Here is a 16,424-nt window from a genome sequence, read left to right on the forward strand (position 1 = left end):
GATGGTTACTTGGTCGCCGTCTGCGGAGGCGTCGTCTTTTGCTTCAAAGTTCTGTGCATTCTCTGCCAGACCTTCAAGCGCTTCGGTGACAGCAGCGTCGTCTGCTTTCACAACCAGTTTCTCAAGCGCAACACCTTTTAGGTCTACGTCTGGGATGGTTGGCAGAGCTTCGTAAGACATAGCAACTTCGACGTCGTCGCCTTCTTTCCAGTTCTCATTGGTCATTTTAACGTCTGGCTGCAGGGCAGGGCGATCACCGGATTCCTCAAAGTGCTTGTTCATCGCACCGTCGATGGTTTCCTGCATTGCTTCGCCGATTACGCGCTGACCGAACTGCTTTTTCAGCAGAGCCATAGGAACTTTACCTTTGCGGAAGCCCTTCATCTCAACTTCTGGCTGGGCTTCAACCAGCTTTTCGTTAACTTTGGCATCCAGCTCAGCAGCGGAAAGTGTGATGGTGTAGGCGCGTTTCAGGCCTTCGTTCAGGGTCTCGGTGACCTGCATGTCAGTCGTCCTTATTCGTTGGAAAAGCCACACAGCCGCAGTCCGGCGCGAGGCACGTAATTCAGGGCACCTTTTAGGGTGCAGGGGGCTTGCACGCAAGGGGCAATTCGGGGCCCGCGAAGATGTTACTTTGTGTTTGGCGCATCTGGATTTATTCTTTGCCGAATTGCGGGGTCAGAAACGCAACTATGGAAGCTGCACTATGGCCTATTTTGAAAGGAAAATTGACGATGAAATTTTTTAATCTCGGTGTAATCTCTGTGTGTGTTTTCACCGCTAATTCGGCCTTTGCAGAGATGCAGGTGACACTTGGTGGAAATTGGGATGGGAACCGTGTGCCGGAGGGACAGCAATGTACGTTGTTTGGCGGGAGTGGGGCCACCCCGCCGATGCAGATTTCGGGGCTGCCTGCGGGCACTGTCATGATTGTTGCCGAATATAATGATCGTAGTTATCAGCCTTTATCGCGAAATGGTGGACATGGAACAATTGGTTATCAGGTGTCCGGGAGTTCTGCCAACTTGCCTAGAGTGCCGGGCCTAACGGATCGCAATCTGCCACATGGCGTGCAGATTTTGAAAAAGGCGCGCGGCACGGGGCGCTATGCATCTGATGGGTACCTGCCGCCGTGTTCTGGCGGGCGGGGCAATCGGTATTCTGTTGATCTGAAGGCGGTGGATGCCGCTGGAAATATATTAGACGAACTGAAGCACGTCGCGATCGGGCGTTACTAACACATCATCAATATGCATAAATAAAGCCCGCACAGTTAATACCTGTGCGGGCTTTGTCCGTCGTGTGTTGTCTGTTTTGGGTTATCCGATGACCGGATGTCCACGGCCCATCATGCAACGGATGATAACGTCACGGCGCAAACCATCCAGTTCTTCGCTGGCTTCTGCGGCCCCAACCAGCCCACCGACAGCCGCCCCGATCAAGGCGTCGTCCAATTTGTCGGACCCGCTGGTTGTTCCGCCAATCAGCCCCCCCACAACCGCGCCACCGATGGCACCGCGGCACAGGTCTTCGGCGCGGTAGTTTTCTGCAATCGCACGACATTGCGCAAGGTCGCCGTTGTAAGACGCGTTTGCCGTACCATCCAGGGTAAGGGGGCGATCCACTTCGCTTTGGCCACAGGCGGCGGCGGTCAGAATGAGGCCGGTAAGAAGAGTAGCTCTGATCATGTCGTTTCCTTTGTTTCGTATCGAAAGTTGGGCGCAGCCCGCTTGATTGATAGCGGCGATATAGTTTGGATAATTTTCGATTACAAGTAATTAATTTATGTAAAACATAAAAAGAGGAATGAATTACGAAAACGCCTCTGCTTGACCCTTCTGTTGGGCTATGCCAATGTCTGGCAAGATAGTTCCATATGAAATACAGGTGTCCTGATGGCCATTTTTGCGCGTCTGATCATGATTGTTGTTCTGACATTATTGCTGATCATCCTGCTGTTGACGGGGTTTTTGATCCTTGTGGATGAAGATTATTCTGCCTTGTATGACCTCGTGGACCTGGACGAAGATCTTCCAGCGGCTGGTTTGCACGCCGGAGTGTTTGGCTTGGTTGTGATGACATTGACCATTGCCTGTCTGATGCGCGCGTTCTGGGCTGTGCACCGTATTATGCAGCGCTCTGTGCAAAGCGATTTTTTGAAACTTGCGGATCACCTGCGCATCTGCGCCTTTGCCGTGATCGCCTTCTGGGTTGGCATTCAATTCCTGCTTGGACCGGTTTCTTTTGCATTGGTTGCGCATATTCCGGCTGACATTCGCCCGCCGGTAGATTACTTCCCGTTTGAGATGGAAGCGATCTATCTGGTCTTGGCGCTGCCGCTCTTGGTGACCGCATCCTCTCTGCGCAGGGCTGCAGAGATCGAAGAAGAAAACAGTCAATTCTTATAGGGGAGAGACCAGGTGCCGATTGAAATCAATCTCGACCTGATGCTGGTGAAACGCAAAACGTCTTCGCGTGAATTGGCCGCCGCGATCGGCCTGTCCGAAACCAACTTGAGTCTTCTGAAAAGTGGTAAGGTGAAAGGCGTGCGGTTCAACACGCTGGAAGCCATCTGCAAACACCTCGACTGTCAGCCCGGCGACATTTTGGAATATGTATCTGACGAAGGCTGATACGAACAGAACTTGTTGAATTTGCTTTCATTATCGGCATGCAGCGTTGCTGCAAGGGGCAGCATTATGTTTAAGTTTATTTATGAAAACCAGTGATGGCTGGCCGCAGGCGGACTTTTGATCGTCGCGCATGATGCGATGGTATCTGTCCCCTTCGCTCTGTTGGGGAGGGCAGGATGGGTAATCTGCGCCATGCCCGAAAAGGGATGGGCAGGGCGCAGGGTTGATCCGGTTTACCTTGGGGCGTGGTTCGCGTGAGGCAGATCCATTAGGATCTTCCATTCTCCATCGTCTTGCTTCTGAAGAACAACTACGGATAATCCACTATCTGTCACAGCTGTGCCATCCGGCGCGGTGCCGGTCATAGACCAAGGAGCGATGTGCAGGGCGATGTTTCCGGTGATATGCAGATCCTCATAATCAAAGCGGATCTCTGGGCTGATGGCTGCAAATTCTGTATAGGCCGCTGTCAGCATGTCAGGGCCACGGAAATCTGTGTTGTTCAGAACCAGAAGCCCATCGTCGGAATAGCTGTTCACCACCGGGGCGACCTGACCATTTCCCAAAGCGGAAACCATGTCGTGTATAACATCCAGGGCGTCTTCGCAGGGATCGGCGTTCAGTTCGGTGCAGATGAAGGCCGCACCCATTGTAAGCGCAAGTGTGGCGGGTTTTGTGAAAGATGTCATAGCCTGTGTCCTGTATAGCGTTTTGGAAGAACAGCTATAAATGGGGCATCCTGACAGCATTCTGTCAGGAGAGGTCTGGGCGCAAAGAAAAAGCCCACACAAAACTGTGCGGGCTTTCAATTTTGTCAGGTCAGAGAAGCTTAAGCTTCGTCATCGCCTTCAGGTGTGGAAACGAGACCGCTGTCGTCATCGTCGTCAGATGCGGCAGAGCCGATATCGTCGAACAGTTCAGCAATTTCGAATTCTGCTTCTGCTTCTGCTTCAGCGGCCAGTTCCTGAATGGATTTGCCGGAAGCCTGAAGTTCTGCTTCTTCTTCTGAACGGGCTACGTTCAGTTCGATTTCAGCAGAAACTTCAGCGTGCAGACGCACAGTCATGCGGTGCAGACCAAGGTCTTTGATTGGCGCAATCAGAGCGATCTGTTTGCGATCCAGAGAGAAACCGCCAGCTTCTGCAACTTCTGCTGCATCGCGTGGGGTTACAGAACCGTAAAGCGAGCCAGCGTCAGACGCGGAACGAATCACGATGAACTGTTGACCGTCAAGCTTTTCAGCCAAAGCAGCAGCTTCGTTTTTGGTTTCTAGGTTACGTGCTTCGAGCTGAACTTTCTGAGCTTCGAAAGTCGCAATGTTTGCTTTGGAAGCAGTCATAGCTTTTTTCTGTGGCAGCAGGAAGTTACGGGCGTAACCAGCTTTTACGTCGACAACTTCGCCCATTTGGCCAAGTTTAGCGACACGTTCAAGAAGGATAACTTGCATCGGTCAGATCCTCACTTCACAGCGTAAGGAAGCAGGGCGAGGAAGCGAGCGCGTTTGATAGCGCGGGCCAGCTCACGCTGTTTCTTTGCGGAAACTGCGGTGATACGGGAAGGAACGATTTTGCCGCGCTCAGAGATGTAGCGTTGCAGAAGACGTGTGTCTTTGTAATCGATCGCAGGTGCATTGTCGCCAGAGAACGGGCAAACTTTGCGACGGCGGAAAAATGGTTTAGAAGCCATGATTTACAGTCCTTTGTTAAAGCTGATTAGCGACGTTCGCGGCGTTCGCCACGTTCTTCGCGTTTCTGCATTTGTACGGACGGCAGTTCTTTGTGCTCGTCAACTTTGATGGTCAACACGCGCATAACATCGTCGTGCAGACGCATCAGGCGTTCCATTTCTTGAATGGCTGGCGCTGGCGCATCAGAACGCAGATAGGCATAGTGGCCTTTGCGGTTCTTGTTGATTTTGTAAGCCATGGTTTTGACACCCCAGTACTCGGAATCAACGAGTTTACCTTCGTTGTCCGCAAGGACTGTGCCAAAATGTTCGATAAGACCTTCAGCTTGTGCGTTGGACAGATCCTGACGCGCAATGAAGACATGCTCATAAAGCGGCATGTGTGCTCCGTTCATCTTTTCAGGCGCATTTCAAAGGGTGGGCCATTCACCGGATACGACCCATCCACGAGAGACTGCGCGGTTCATATATTTTGCATCCGGACGGCGCCTTATAGGGGGGAACGAAGGATGGCGCAAGCCTGTGTGTTTGCTTCTATGGTTTGATCGCCAAAGTGTCCAACGTCAGTAGCGGTTAGACAGATTAAGGGGTTTTAACAAGGGATTGATCTGCCCCCGAAGCGTCCCTCAGATTAATGTAGAGTTTGCTCAATCTTTGAAGGAGCAAATAAATGCGACAGAGTCGTTTTACTGAGGCCCAAGTTTTTGAGTTGCTCAAAGAGCAAGAAGCCTGAATGCCAACAGCTAAGGTGTGCCGCAAACTGGCCCTTTGGCGTTACGATTACAACAACCTACTCGGGACATTGCTGCGCAATACCCTGCCAGGCAACGCATCAGACCACACTCATCGCTGGGAAACCAAACATCCGCCCAAGCGCGTCGAGGGCTTGAGTAATTTGAGGCCCCGCGCATGACGCGCTTGCCCAAATTGATGACGAAGAATATGAAATCTAACCCCACAAACTCTCGTTATGAATGAGGGAGCCTCGGGGGGGCAGGTCATGTCCTAAAGAAAAGTTGAGACAATGTATCAGTGCCTTGTCAGCTAACAATATCAGAGATCTAGTACAATTTTATCGTATTTTGCACGTGAGACGCAGACGCACATGAATTCGTTTGTAGCTTTCTCCTCTGGGGAGAGCATGCCGTCGCGATGGTCGACTTCACCTTCAATGACGTCAACGATACAGGATCCGCATAGACCTTCGGAACAGCCAAAATCTACATGAATGCCTTGGTCTGATAACACACCTAAAATCGTTTCATCGGGGCCGATGGTGTAGGTATTTCCTGTGGATTGAATTTCCACATCGAAGCTTTTGTTTTCGCCTTCGGATAGTTCGGCGGCAGCCGCGAAACGTTCGAAATGGATGCATCCACCGCGCAAAGAACTGCCCGCATCCAGCAACGCATTCAGCATGGGTTCGGGACCGCAGGTGTAGATGTCAGAGCCAACGGGCAAAGTGTGCAGCACGGCGGGCAGGTCGATCATGCCATCTTGATCATCGCAATGCAGGCGGTACTGATCACGCAACTCAAGGGCTTGAAAGGCTGTGTCAAACGCCGCGAAATCCTTGCTACGTGTTAGGTAAAGCAGTTGAAAATCAGCACCTTGGTTCTTCAAAGCTTGTGCCATTGCGAAGATTGGGGTTGCACCAATACCGCCCGCCACCAGCAATTTGTGGCTTGAATTTTCTTCAAGGTGAAAATGGTTGCGCGGACCCCCAAGCTGCGCGATCGCGCCTTCTTCCAGCGCATGCATTGCCAAAGACCCACCACGGCCTTGGTCTTCGATTTTCACTGCAACATGAAGCGCGGTTGCATCCGCGTCCCACTTCCAAACTGAATATTGACGGACCAAATCAGATGACAAATGGATATCAATATGCGCTCCAGGTTCCAACCCTTCAAAGCTACCATATTGTTTTTCAAAACGAAAATCATAAGTGTCTGGGCTAAGTTGTGTTTTGCGCGTCAGTTGGGCGGGGGATCTGTTCATGCGATGTCCTTAGGTGGGGGGGGCGGGGTGAAAGCGGGACAAAAGCCGCATAAGAACGCAAAATCGCCGATTTCGCCCCTCGTATTCAACAGGAAAAATACTCATACTAAGGTGAGACAGCCTAAACCGACCGAGCCGCCAGCAAGGAAATCACAATGTCCCGCCGTTATTATGACCTGCCGTCGTTGACGACTTTGGCGACCTTCGAAACCGCCGCGCGCCACCTGAGTTTCAAAGACGCTGCCCAAGAATTATCGGTGACGCCCGGCGCGGTGAGCCACCAGATCAAAGCGATCGAAGAAGACATCGGCGTGCAATTGTTTGAACGCAAGCATCGCGGCGTTGATTTGACCCCGCAGGGGGAGGCACTGTTTGAAGCCCTACAAGTCAGTTTTCAGCGCTTGTCGCAGGTGTTGAAAACCGTACGCGCCGGCGAGCCAGACGAGGTAATCACGGTTGGATCGACCTCTGCGGTGGCGTCCTTGTGGTTATCGGCGTCGGTGATTGGGTTTTGGCGCGATCATCCGGATGCGAATGTGAATCAGATCGTGCGCGATCGTGTTTTTCAGGGGCCAAACTTACCGGATCTATATGTTCAATATGGCAGATCTTCGGAAATTGGTCTGGAACAAACCCCGCTGTATCGTGATGAATTGGTACCTGTCGCTGCCCCTGATTTGGCGCGAAAAATGGAAGGGTGCAGCTTGGATGACCTAGCGCAATCGCGACTTATCTATCTGGATTGCGATGACAAAAGCTGGACGACTTGGCGCAGTTGGTTTTCTAAGCTAGGGTATCACATGCCACTGCCCGCAGGAAATACAGTCAATAATTTTTCCGTTGCACTGCAAGCTGCACAGGAAGGGGCAGGGGTTTTATTGGGTTGGCGCCGGTTGATTGCACCCTTGATTGAAGCGGGTAAATTACAGGTTATTGGGCCACATCAATTGACCGCGCCACACCGGTTCCATTTGATAGGGCGGCCTGATGCGGAATTGTCGCCAAAGGTCAATGAATTAAAGGTTTGGTTCCTATCGGAAGTAGCCAAATTTTCAGATGATCTGAATTCATCTGAGGGTTAATTTTTAACCTATTGAGAGAGAGGCACGCTTTCTCGCATTTTCGGGAAAATTCCTGGAGATAGCAATGAACAAACACAGCCCTCTCAGCGCCGTGATGCAGCCTATCAATGTTGCGAACGGCCTGCCCAACGCCCATTACATCGATCCCGTGATTTTTGCCGAGGAAAAGCAATCCGTCCTGTTTAACAACTGGTCTGGCATTGGTTTTGGCAAAGATGTACCGGAAGCCGGGGATGCAAAACCTGTCGAGTTTCTGGGGATGCCGTTACTGATGGTGCGGGATCGCGATGGCGAGATTGGCGTGTTTCAAAACACGTGCCGTCATCGTGGTATGATTTTGGTGGATAAACCTCAGAAAATTCGTGGTGCAATTCGCTGCCCGTATCACAGCTGGTGTTATGGCCTGAAAGGCGAGTTGCGCACAGCGCCGCATGTTGGCGGTCCTGGGCAAAACACCCATGAAGATCTGGACTTTAGCGAGTTGGGTCTGATCCGCATGCGTTCTTACGTTTGGCGTGATGTGGTGTTTGTGAATGTGTCTGATGATGCCCCCGCCTTTGAAGAGGTCCATGGTGAGCTGATGGAACGTTGGAAAGATTTTGACCAACCGATGTATCACGGCGGGGAGGGCGCTTCGTTTAAGTTGGATCTTGCGGCGAACTGGAAGCTTCCGGTCGAGAATTACTGTGAAAGCTATCACTTGCCTTGGGTCCATCCCGGCTTGAACAGCTATTCGCGTTTGGAAGACCATTACAACATTAATGAGTTGGGGAAATATTCCGGCCAGGGCACTTATGTCTATCGTCAATTTGAAGGCGAAGATGGGTCAAAACTTGCTGACTTTGAGAACCTCAGCAGCCAGTGGGATGAGGGCGCAGAATATCTTGTGGTCTACCCGAATGTACTTTTGGGCGTGCAACGGGATCACGGGTTTGCCTTTGTCCTGGAACCGGTGTCCGAAGAACGCACGATTGAACATATCGAGCTGTATTACGCACAAAAACCCGAAGATGCGCCGGAACATGAACCGCTTCGTGAAAAGAACGCAGCTCTTTGGAAGGAAGTCTTTGAAGAAGACATTTTCGTGGTCGAAGGCATGCAAAAGGGACGCCACGGCGTTAAGTTTGACGGTGGAAGATTTTCCCCCGCGATGGATGGCCCGACCCATTGTTTCCACCATTGGGTGGCAAACCAAGTTGAAAAAGGTCGCGAAGCGTGAGTGATTTTATCAAAGACGGGCTGGCCCGAAATTTTGTTGCAGGTCAATGGGTGGAAGGCGAAAACGGCGATGTGATTGCCGTTTCTGACCCCGGCGACGACAGTCATGTTGCGGATTGCGCCAAGGCCGGTGATGCGCAACTTGGCGCGGCTTTAGATGCAGCGCAGGCCAGTTTTGAGCGTGGCGATCTTGCGGATATGAAGCCACAAGCCCGCGCGGTTTTGATGCATCGGATCGCAGATGAGATCCGCAACATTGCCGACGAAGGTGCTGAAATTCTATGCCGAGAAAGTGGCAAGGCGATCAGTGCGGCGCACGATGAATTTGAAGAAGCGGCGCAATATTTCGAATATTACGGCGGCGTTGCAGACAAGATCGAAGGTAAATCCATCCCCCTGGGGCCAGATTACGTCGATTACACCAGCTATGAACCTTACGGGGTTTCTGCGCAAATCGTGCCTTGGAATTTCCCGGTTTCCATTGCGGGACGTTCGCTTGCGCCGGCTCTTGCAGCGGGCAATTCGGTGATCGTGAAATCCCCCGAACTTGACCCAATTGGCCTTGCGATGTTGGGGCTGGCGTTGGAACGCGCCGAGGTGCCGACAGGGGCTGTGTCAATTTTGAACGGGGTTGGACCAGACATTGGCGCGAAATTGGTGCAAAGCAGTCAGGTCAACCAAATCGTGTTCACGGGCTCGGTCCCGACGGGCCAAAGCATTTTGCGCGCTGCGGCAGGTCCGGTGACGCCGTGCTTGATGGAATTGGGCGGAAAATCGGCAGCGGTTGTGTTTGAAGACGCCGATCTTGATGTGTTGATGTCCAGCCTGCAAAGTGGAATTTTCTACAATGCGGGGCAGGTGTGTTCGGCAATGGCACGGGTCCTTGTGCATCGATCCATCTATGATCAGGCGGTTGAGCGGGCGTCAGAACTTGCGAATGGATTGCGGGTTGGGCATGGGTTGACAGAACCTGAACATACCCCGGTTATCTCTGCCAAGCAGTTGACATCAATCGAGGAAATCACGTCCGCGGCCCGTCAAGATGGGGCACGGATTGTGGCAGGTGGCGCACGTTTGGATCGCGCGGGTTGCTTTATGGCGCCGACAATTTTGGCGGATGTGAACCCAAGCAGCCGCATTGCCCAGGATGAGATCTTCGGCCCAGTGACCTGTTTCACGCCGTTCGACACGGAAGCAGAGGCCATCGCGATGGCAAACGGTACGGAGTTTGGCCTGGTCGCTGGGGTCTTTACCCGGGACTTGGCGCGCGCACATCGCATGGCGCGCAAGCTGCGTGCGGGGCAGGTTTTCGTGAATGAATGGTTCGCTGGCGGTATCTCAACGCCGTTTGGGGGCGTCGGAAAGTCGGGTTTCGGCCGTGAGAAAGGGCTTGAGGCGCTATATAACTATGTAAGAACAAAAAACGTCGCGATTTCGCTGAAAGGGTAGCAGATGCAACGGGAAGAACTGGATGCACAGCTTTTGGAGGCCCATGCAGAGGCGGACACAGGTGCATTGGTGCGCTTGTATACGCTTGCCGGTGATCAATCTGAGGCCTCTGGTGATATTGATGCAGCCTGTTTTTACCTGACCCACGCTTTTGTTTTCGCTTTGGAATCTGGATACCCACAGGCGGACCCATTGAACAAAAGGCTGGCGGATCGGGGTCGGGCGCATCGCCTGAGCTTTGACGGATAGCACGATGGGCAAACGTCTGACCCAATTTACGTTTCTGTGCCTACCAGGGTTTCCGCTTGCGGCTTTGTCGCTTGCGATTGAATCCCTTCGGGTGGCGCATGAAATTCAGGGGGGGCGCAGTTTTGAATGGCAAACTGTTGGCGAAACCCGCGATCCTGTGGTTTCGGCATCGGGGTTGAAATTGACGCCGGATTGCGCTTTGGAAGACTTGGAGACACCGGATGTTTTGATGGTGTTTGCTGGGCCTGAAACACGGTTTGCGCAAAAAACCAGCGTGGGGGTTTTACGGCGCACTTTGGTGAATGGCGGTAAGATTTCGGCGGTCAGCGGCAGCATTTTTGCGCTTGCAGAAACCGGGCTGTTGGATCGTCATACATGCAGCGTGCATTTCTGTTATAGTGCTGCAATTCGGGAACAATTTCCGGATATCAACTGTGTGGAAACCGTGTTTCATGAAGACCGAAAACGGGTGACCATCGCGGGGTCTTTGGCAGTGCTTGAATATATGTTGCACACCATTGCCGACCAAATCAGTGAGAAAGTTTCTGTGGAAACTGCCTGTTGGCTACAGCATCCGGTGTTGCGAGACGAAGCGGCCCATCAATCACAGCCCGGGGACAGCAACACCCGCACCCGAGACATGTTGCCCGCCCAGGTGGTGAAGGCGATCGAGGTGTTTTCAGCTCATGTGGAGACGCCGGTATTGATCCGGGATGTCGCCTCTGAGGCAGGGATGTCTTTACGTCAATTTGAACGGGTGTTTAAGCGTGAATTGGGGATCTCGCCGGGCGGATATTACCGCCGTATTCGCTTGCAAGCGGCCCGGCAAAAGGTGATTTACACCCCCGCACCCTTGGGCGAAATCGCTTTATCCGTTGGCTATGGCACAAGCCGCGCCTTGTCGGTGCGCTATGAGGAAGAGTTTGGCGTCTCTCCGGCGCAGGACCGTAATCGGCAGACCCGTATACGCGGAGCATATCCATTTTAATACGTTAACCAATGGCGATTTACGGTAAGATTCTGTCGATATTTGCGTCAAAAATCATCGGAAACGGCAGGAACGGTGTTGATGTCGTCATGTGGCCTGGGGTTATTTAATCTAAACCAAATGTGAGAATTTTCGACATTGTCGATGCTTATACACGAATGCCACAAGGTCCGATGAAGTGTGTGAACCAACAGGAAATACTATGCGGACCGAAGCACAAGCAGTCGTCATTGGCGGCGGCGTCATTGGATGTTCAATTCTCTATCACCTGACCAAGCTAGGCTGGTCAGACGTTGTTTTGCTGGAAAGAGACGAGCTGACCTCGGGCTCAACCTGGCATGCGGCGGCCAATATTCACGGGCTACATGATAGCACCAATATCAGCCGTATTCAGCATTATACCATGAACCTTTATAAGGAATTGGAAGCAGAAACGGGGCAGGGGTGCGGCGTATTTCAGCCGGGCTCGCTTTATCTGGCGCAAACCGAAGAACGGGAACATCAGCTGAAATTGCAAGCCGCCAAGGCAAAGCTATACGGCATGAATTTCTATGAAATCAGCATTGAAGAAGCGCAAAGGCTAAACCCGCTGGTAAATTACGACGGCATCCGTTGTGTGATGTTCGAACCGGATGGCGGCAATGTTGACCCCTCTGGTGTGACGCAGGCCTATGCCACGGGTGCGCGTCACCGTGGGGCGGAAATTCACCGTTTTACGCCGGTGACGGGCACGGATCAGCAGGACGATGGCAGCTGGATTGTGCGCACGTCGAAGGGTGATATTCACACGCAATGGGTTGTGAATGCCGCCGGTCTTTGGGGACGCGAGGTTGCGGCTTTGGCGGGACTTGAACTGCCGCTTCAACCTACGGAACACCAGTATTTCGTGACCGAAACCATGTCTGACGTCGAAACCCACGGCACGCGCTTGCCATCGGTTAGTGACCGCGATGGCGAATATTATCTGCGCCAAGAAGGCAACGGTTTGCTGGTCGGGGCCTATGAGAAAGACATGAAATTCTGGGCGGAAGAGGGCACGCCGCTTGATTTTGCGCATGATCTGTTCCCGGATGATCTGGAACGTATCGAAGACAATATGATGAACGCGATCGAACGTCTGCCCGCCGTCGGTGAGGCTGGGATCAAACGCGTGATCAATGGCCCGATGATCTGGTCGCCTGACGCCAATGTGCTGTTTGGGCCTGTGCCCGAATTGGATGGGTACTTCTGTTGTAATGGCATCATTCCTGGGTTCTCGCAATCTGGCGGTATGGGCCTGATGGCCGCGCAATGGATGATCGAGGGCGAGACCCAATACGATATGTTTGCCTGGGATATGGCGCGGTTTGACAGCTGGGCGACCAAGGACTTCACCAAAGCCCGCGTGCAGGATCAATATGCGCATCGCTTTGCCATTCACTTCCCCAATGAGGAACGTTCTGCCGGGCGTCCTGCGCGCGTGCGTCCGATTTATGAGACCCAGAAAGATCTGGGCGCGGTGTTCGGTCTGAATGGCGGATGGGAACATCCCCTTTGGTTTGCCGACACGCCGGGCACCGAGGATACAAACGGATTTACCCGCCAAAATTGGTGGGCGCCCGTAGGCGAAGAATGCAAGATGCTGCGCGAACGCGCCGGTATCATCGACATTTCAAATTTTGCAAAATATGTCTGTAAAGGCCCCGGCGCTGCCGATTGGTTAAACGCTGTTTTTGCCAATAATATGCCCAAGGCGATTGGGCGGTCTTGCCTGACGCCTTTGATCTCAAAGCGCGGCGGGATTGCGGGTGATTTCACCGTGACCCGTGTGGCGAATGATGAATTCTGGATCATCGGATCCGGTGTTGCGGAACGCTATCACAAACGCTTCTTTAAGCAGGTTCCATTGCCCGCAGGCACGACATTTGAAAGCCAGACAGAGGCCATCTGTGGTTTCAACGTGGCTGGGCCAAAGTCGCGCGATCTGTTGCAGCGTCTGACAAATGCGTCCCTTGCGACGGAAAGCTTCCCCTTCATGCGATCTCAGATGATCAACCTTGCGGGGGTTGATCTGTTGGCGCTGCGCGTGTCCTTCACCGGTGATCTTGGTTGGGAGCTGCACTGTAAAGCTGAAGATCAAGCGCAGCTTTATGCGGCTTTGCTTGAGGCTGGCAAAGATATTGGAGCAGGGCCGGTTGGGTCTCGTGCTTTGATGTCGATGCGAATCGAAAAAGGTTACGGGTCGTGGTCACGGGAATACAGCCCAGAATACTACCCACAGGAGGTCGGGCTTGATCGTTTATGCAAGATTGAGAAAGATTTTCTGAACAAGGATGCTGCGATTGCGGCGATGAATAAACCTGCGCGCGAACATCTTGTGTTGCTGCACTTGCATGACGTGAATGTCGACGCTTCCAACGCAGATGCGACTGGCGGAGAACCAATTTTCAAGGACGGAAATGGTATTGGCCGTGTCACATCTGGAACTTACGGGTATACTGTTGGGATGTCGCTGGCGCTTGGGTTTGTAAATGGCGCACAGGCGGGAGACGATGTTGAGATCATGGTTTTGGGACAACCCCATAAAGCCACGATTTTGGCAGAGCCCCCGTTTGATGCAAAAGGCGAGAGGTTGCGCACATAAGGTGAGCAACCCAAAATAACGAACAGGGAGGGTTATATGTCAATTAACGAACCATTTACCGAGTTGGATATCAACACGGAAGACGATGGATTTTACAAAGGGTACAGCTTGCCAATCGCGCTGGTATCCAAGTCCATCATGGTCGGGCTGGTGCTTTGGGCGCTGGTTTGGCCTGCAGGGGCTGGCCGGATTTTGGGCAGTGTAAATGGCACTTTGCTAAGCGGGTTCAACTCGTTTTACATTATCATCGTGGGCATGTTCTTGGCATTTTTGCTGATTGTTGCGATCATTCCAACAACCGGCAAAACAGTTCTGGGTAAACCAGGTGAAGGCACTGAATTTTCAAATTTCTCATGGTTCTCTATGATGTTTGGTGCTGGTCTGGGTGTGGGTCTGATGGTTTTCGCGACTGCTGAACCCCTTGGCCTATGGGGTTCAAACCCTGTGATTGTAGCTGGTGAAGTTGCGCCGAACTCAGAAGAAGCGATTGGGTCTGCCTATCGTTACACTTTCGCACACTATGGTTTTCATGCTTGGGCGATCTATGTGATGACGGGCCTGTCCTTGGCTTATTACGCTTACACGCGTGACATGCCGTTGACGATCCGCACCGCACTGACGCCTTTGTTTGGTCGTTACGTGAATGGTGTTTTGGGGCATATCATTGATATCCTGGGCGTTATCGCGACGATCCTTGGTGTTGCTGTGACCATCGGTTTTGGTGTGAGCCAATTCATCGACGGTCTATATGCAATCTCAGGTCTTGAATTCCTGATGGATTCAAGTGGTGATGCACCGACACCAAGCAAAGTGGGTCTTCTGGCCGGTCTTCTGGTCATCATGTCACTGTCCATTCTGTCGGCTGTATCCGGTGTTGGTAAAGGCGTTAAATACCTGTCCAACCTGAACTTGGTCCTGTCTGTGATCCTGCTGTCTGTGTTCATTTTGTTCGGCTCGTTTGCCTTCGCCATGAGCACTTATGTGTCTGCTTTCCTTGATTATATCATCAATCTTGCATCGTTAAGCTTTGGGGCGTATTCGCCCATGTCAGAAGCTGACTTCGCGGCCGCTTTGCCAGAAGTAGCACAGCCTTTGGCGGCTGATCTTTACGCTGGTGCGACCAATGGTTGGGGCAATTTCGATGGTTTCAAATCTGGTCTTACAGGTGAAGCAGCGGCCCTAGATGACGCGACCCTTGCGGCGGCTTACGAAGCAGGTAACCAAGGTCGTCAATTCGGTTGGCAGTCCGGTTGGACCACCTTCTATTGGGCTTGGTGGATTGCGTTCTCGCCTTTCGTTGGTCTGTTCTTGGCACGTATTTCTCGTGGTCGTTCCGTGCGTGAATTCATCATCGGCTGCGTGATTGCGCCGTCTTTGGTGTGTTTCGCTTGGATGACGATCTTGGGCGGCACTGCGATTGATTTGGAACTGAGTGGTGCTGCAGAAGGCGCGATTATCGGTGCAAGCAACACTGCGAAGCTATTCGTTACACTTGAGCAAATGATCCAAGGCCCACTGTTCACAGCACTTAGCGTGATGTGTGTTGTCTTGATCATGACGTTCCTTGTGACCTCTGCTGACTCTGGCATTCTTGTGATGAACACCATCATGTCCGGCGGTGACCAGGAAGCTGGCGTTAAGCATCGTATCGTTTGGGGTGTTGTTCTGACGCTGGTGATTGCATCGCTTTTACTGGCCGGTGGCGGCGGGCTTGATGCTCTGAAAAACGCTATGATCATCGGTGCACTGCCGTTCACGGCGGTGATGGGGCTGATGATGGTGTCCTTGGCGAAAGCCATGTGGCGCGATCACTTGCGTTCGAAAGAACCCGGTCAATAAGTCGGATCTGATCTTCTAATGAAGCGGCGGGGTTTTCCCCGCCGTTTTTTGTTTGGGTTTATACTGTCTGCTTTTGTGAAAACTTTTCGGTTAACGTCACGCAGAGGGCTGTTTGAGGTGGATACTATTGAAGATAAAGGAGACCTGTGTGATGGATGCGCCGTTGGACGGTGACCGAAAGGCGATGGCCATCTTCAACGCACGGATTGCCAACCTCTCGGTGAAAGTGCCATTCACCTGTCGGTCAGTGGATCACGCTTCATACGATTACTGACCACCCCGCCAATGACACGGCGTGAGTGCAAGTCCAAGATTACAGCCAATTCCCCTTTCGCGCGTCCAAACGCAACTGATATCTCCCGCTTATTTCTGGTTGGGCGCGTCGGTTGGGAAGTCACGATCCAGCAGGTTGGGTACGATGTTGAACTATCCGTCCTGACCTTATGCTCCCGTGTTCTGACGGCGGATATGCTGTTTTTGGTCGTGATGGACTGTGGGGGAGTAAAGTCACCCTCGTCTTTTCGAATGAACTGAACGAATACTTGGGCTTTAGACCCGTGTAAGGTGCGGTTACTCGTGGGACATCTCGTTCTGTGACTATCGCTTTTCTCTGAGGGCTTCGTCAGGTGTCTTTCCGCTGTGGGCACCATGTGGTCTGT

The 16,424-nt window shown here is 52.4% G+C and carries 17 protein-coding genes and 1 pseudogene; 10 read left to right on the forward strand and 8 right to left on the reverse strand.

Features of this window, described 5'->3' with window-relative positions; translation table 11 throughout:
• Nucleotides 1-504, reverse strand: a 504-nt coding sequence (locus ACPGUT_RS14080; RefSeq protein WP_423992422.1) for a trigger factor, incomplete at its 3' end; no start/stop codon positions are given.
• A gap of 230 nt (nucleotides 505-734) precedes the next feature.
• On the opposite strand from ACPGUT_RS14080, the gene ACPGUT_RS14085 reads away from it, so the two are divergent.
• Nucleotides 735-1,238 carry a hypothetical protein gene (locus ACPGUT_RS14085; RefSeq protein ID WP_423992423.1) on the forward strand — a complete coding sequence of 168 codons (504 nt, stop codon included), beginning with the start codon at nucleotides 735-737 and terminating at the stop codon, nucleotides 1,236-1,238.
• Between the two features lie 81 nt (nucleotides 1,239-1,319).
• On the opposite strand, the gene ACPGUT_RS14090 is transcribed toward ACPGUT_RS14085, so the two are convergent.
• Complete coding sequence (locus ACPGUT_RS14090; protein WP_423992424.1) at nucleotides 1,320-1,688, reverse strand: glycine zipper family protein; 369 nt, start codon at nucleotides 1,686-1,688, stop codon at nucleotides 1,320-1,322.
• 207 nt (nucleotides 1,689-1,895) lie between these two features.
• On the opposite strand from ACPGUT_RS14090, the gene ACPGUT_RS14095 reads away from it, so the two are divergent.
• On the forward strand, nucleotides 1,896-2,408 hold the full coding sequence (locus tag ACPGUT_RS14095) for a hypothetical protein (RefSeq protein ID WP_423992425.1): 513 nt from the start codon (nucleotides 1,896-1,898) through the stop codon (nucleotides 2,406-2,408).
• 39 nt (nucleotides 2,409-2,447) lie between these two features.
• Nucleotides 2,448-2,633 carry a helix-turn-helix domain-containing protein gene (locus ACPGUT_RS14100; RefSeq protein WP_423992437.1) on the forward strand — a complete coding sequence of 62 codons (186 nt, stop codon included), beginning with the start codon at nucleotides 2,448-2,450 and terminating at the stop codon, nucleotides 2,631-2,633.
• Nucleotides 2,634-2,866: 233 nt separating this feature from the next.
• Here ACPGUT_RS14100 and ACPGUT_RS14105 read toward each other — a convergent pair whose 3' ends face one another.
• From ACPGUT_RS14105 to ACPGUT_RS14125, 5 genes are all read right to left on the reverse strand, one after another.
• Nucleotides 2,867-3,322, reverse strand: coding sequence for a YybH family protein (locus ACPGUT_RS14105; protein ID WP_423992426.1), 456 nt, complete (start codon nucleotides 3,320-3,322; stop codon nucleotides 2,867-2,869).
• Nucleotides 3,323-3,462: 140 nt separating this feature from the next.
• Complete coding sequence (gene rplI / locus ACPGUT_RS14110) at nucleotides 3,463-4,080, reverse strand: 50S ribosomal protein L9 (protein ID WP_423992427.1); 618 nt, start codon at nucleotides 4,078-4,080, stop codon at nucleotides 3,463-3,465.
• A gap of 11 nt (nucleotides 4,081-4,091) precedes the next feature.
• Nucleotides 4,092-4,319, reverse strand: a complete 228-nt coding sequence (gene rpsR, locus ACPGUT_RS14115; RefSeq protein WP_039018159.1) for a 30S ribosomal protein S18 — start codon at nucleotides 4,317-4,319, stop codon at nucleotides 4,092-4,094.
• 26 nt (nucleotides 4,320-4,345) lie between these two features.
• Entirely contained in the window at nucleotides 4,346-4,699 is a 354-nt protein-coding gene (gene rpsF / locus ACPGUT_RS14120) for a 30S ribosomal protein S6 (RefSeq protein WP_423992428.1), read from the reverse strand.
• A 673-nt stretch (nucleotides 4,700-5,372) separates the two neighbouring features.
• Nucleotides 5,373-6,317, reverse strand: a complete 945-nt coding sequence (locus ACPGUT_RS14125; RefSeq protein WP_423992429.1) for a PDR/VanB family oxidoreductase — start codon at nucleotides 6,315-6,317, stop codon at nucleotides 5,373-5,375.
• A gap of 155 nt (nucleotides 6,318-6,472) precedes the next feature.
• Here ACPGUT_RS14125 and ACPGUT_RS14130 point away from each other — a divergent pair, with 155 nt between their 5' ends.
• The 7 genes from ACPGUT_RS14130 to ACPGUT_RS14160 all read left to right on the forward strand — a co-directional run bounded on the left by ACPGUT_RS14130 (nucleotide 6,473) and on the right by ACPGUT_RS14160 (nucleotide 15,765).
• The gene (locus ACPGUT_RS14130) at nucleotides 6,473-7,399 is read left to right on the forward strand and encodes a LysR substrate-binding domain-containing protein (protein WP_423992430.1); all 927 of its coding nucleotides are present in this window, start codon (nucleotides 6,473-6,475) and stop codon (nucleotides 7,397-7,399) included.
• Nucleotides 7,400-7,463: 64 nt separating this feature from the next.
• A complete protein-coding gene (locus tag ACPGUT_RS14135; RefSeq protein ID WP_423992431.1) occupies nucleotides 7,464-8,618 on the forward strand; it encodes an aromatic ring-hydroxylating oxygenase subunit alpha in 1,155 nt (384 codons plus the stop codon).
• Nucleotides 8,615-10,066 (forward strand): aldehyde dehydrogenase family protein, encoded by a 1,452-nt coding sequence (locus tag ACPGUT_RS14140; protein WP_423992432.1) that lies wholly within the window; start codon nucleotides 8,615-8,617, stop codon nucleotides 10,064-10,066. Before ACPGUT_RS14135 ends, ACPGUT_RS14140 begins: the two co-directional genes overlap by 4 nt.
• A gap of 3 nt (nucleotides 10,067-10,069) precedes the next feature.
• Nucleotides 10,070-10,315 (forward strand): hypothetical protein, encoded by a 246-nt coding sequence (locus tag ACPGUT_RS14145; protein WP_423992433.1) that lies wholly within the window; start codon nucleotides 10,070-10,072, stop codon nucleotides 10,313-10,315.
• A 4-nt stretch (nucleotides 10,316-10,319) separates the two neighbouring features.
• A complete protein-coding gene (locus ACPGUT_RS14150; protein WP_423992434.1) occupies nucleotides 10,320-11,303 on the forward strand; it encodes a GlxA family transcriptional regulator in 984 nt (327 codons plus the stop codon).
• A gap of 202 nt (nucleotides 11,304-11,505) precedes the next feature.
• On the forward strand, nucleotides 11,506-13,926 hold the full coding sequence (locus ACPGUT_RS14155; RefSeq protein WP_423992435.1) for a GcvT family protein: 2,421 nt from the start codon (nucleotides 11,506-11,508) through the stop codon (nucleotides 13,924-13,926).
• Nucleotides 13,927-13,962: 36 nt separating this feature from the next.
• Nucleotides 13,963-15,765 (forward strand): BCCT family transporter, encoded by a 1,803-nt coding sequence (locus tag ACPGUT_RS14160; protein ID WP_423992436.1) that lies wholly within the window; start codon nucleotides 13,963-13,965, stop codon nucleotides 15,763-15,765.
• 145 nt (nucleotides 15,766-15,910) lie between these two features.
• On the opposite strand, the pseudogene ACPGUT_RS14165 reads toward ACPGUT_RS14160, so the two are convergent.
• Nucleotides 15,911-16,244, reverse strand: a pseudogene (locus ACPGUT_RS14165) (hypothetical protein); the annotation flags it as partial.
• Nucleotides 16,245-16,424: the final 180 nt, after the last annotated feature.

The organism is Halocynthiibacter sp. (assembly GCF_049608145.1).
In the GTDB taxonomy this organism is placed as follows: Bacteria; Pseudomonadota; Alphaproteobacteria; order Rhodobacterales; family Rhodobacteraceae; genus Halocynthiibacter.

Bases quoted from the DNA above. Each gene is read 5' to 3' on its own strand.
- ACPGUT_RS14155 (WP_423992435.1), top strand. From the start codon at position 11,506: ATGCGGACCGAAGCACAAGCAGTCGTCATTGGCGGCGGCGTCATTGGA.
- rpsF (WP_423992428.1), bottom strand. From the start codon at position 4,699: ATGCCGCTTTATGAGCATGTCTTCATTGCGCGTCAGGATCTGTCCAAC.
- ACPGUT_RS14145 (WP_423992433.1), top strand. From the start codon at position 10,070: ATGCAACGGGAAGAACTGGATGCACAGCTTTTGGAGGCCCATGCAGAG.
- rplI (WP_423992427.1), bottom strand. From the start codon at position 4,080: ATGCAAGTTATCCTTCTTGAACGTGTCGCTAAACTTGGCCAAATGGGC.
- ACPGUT_RS14090 (WP_423992424.1), bottom strand. From the start codon at position 1,688: ATGATCAGAGCTACTCTTCTTACCGGCCTCATTCTGACCGCCGCCGCC.
- ACPGUT_RS14160 (WP_423992436.1), top strand. From the start codon at position 13,963: ATGTCAATTAACGAACCATTTACCGAGTTGGATATCAACACGGAAGAC.
- ACPGUT_RS14130 (WP_423992430.1), top strand. From the start codon at position 6,473: ATGTCCCGCCGTTATTATGACCTGCCGTCGTTGACGACTTTGGCGACC.
- ACPGUT_RS14100 (WP_423992437.1), top strand. From the start codon at position 2,448: ATGCTGGTGAAACGCAAAACGTCTTCGCGTGAATTGGCCGCCGCGATC.
- ACPGUT_RS14150 (WP_423992434.1), top strand. From the start codon at position 10,320: ATGGGCAAACGTCTGACCCAATTTACGTTTCTGTGCCTACCAGGGTTT.
- ACPGUT_RS14095 (WP_423992425.1), top strand. From the start codon at position 1,896: ATGGCCATTTTTGCGCGTCTGATCATGATTGTTGTTCTGACATTATTG.
- ACPGUT_RS14085 (WP_423992423.1), top strand. From the start codon at position 735: ATGAAATTTTTTAATCTCGGTGTAATCTCTGTGTGTGTTTTCACCGCT.
- ACPGUT_RS14125 (WP_423992429.1), bottom strand. From the start codon at position 6,317: ATGAACAGATCCCCCGCCCAACTGACGCGCAAAACACAACTTAGCCCA.
- ACPGUT_RS14135 (WP_423992431.1), top strand. From the start codon at position 7,464: ATGAACAAACACAGCCCTCTCAGCGCCGTGATGCAGCCTATCAATGTT.
- ACPGUT_RS14105 (WP_423992426.1), bottom strand. From the start codon at position 3,322: ATGACATCTTTCACAAAACCCGCCACACTTGCGCTTACAATGGGTGCG.
- rpsR (WP_039018159.1), bottom strand. From the start codon at position 4,319: ATGGCTTCTAAACCATTTTTCCGCCGTCGCAAAGTTTGCCCGTTCTCT.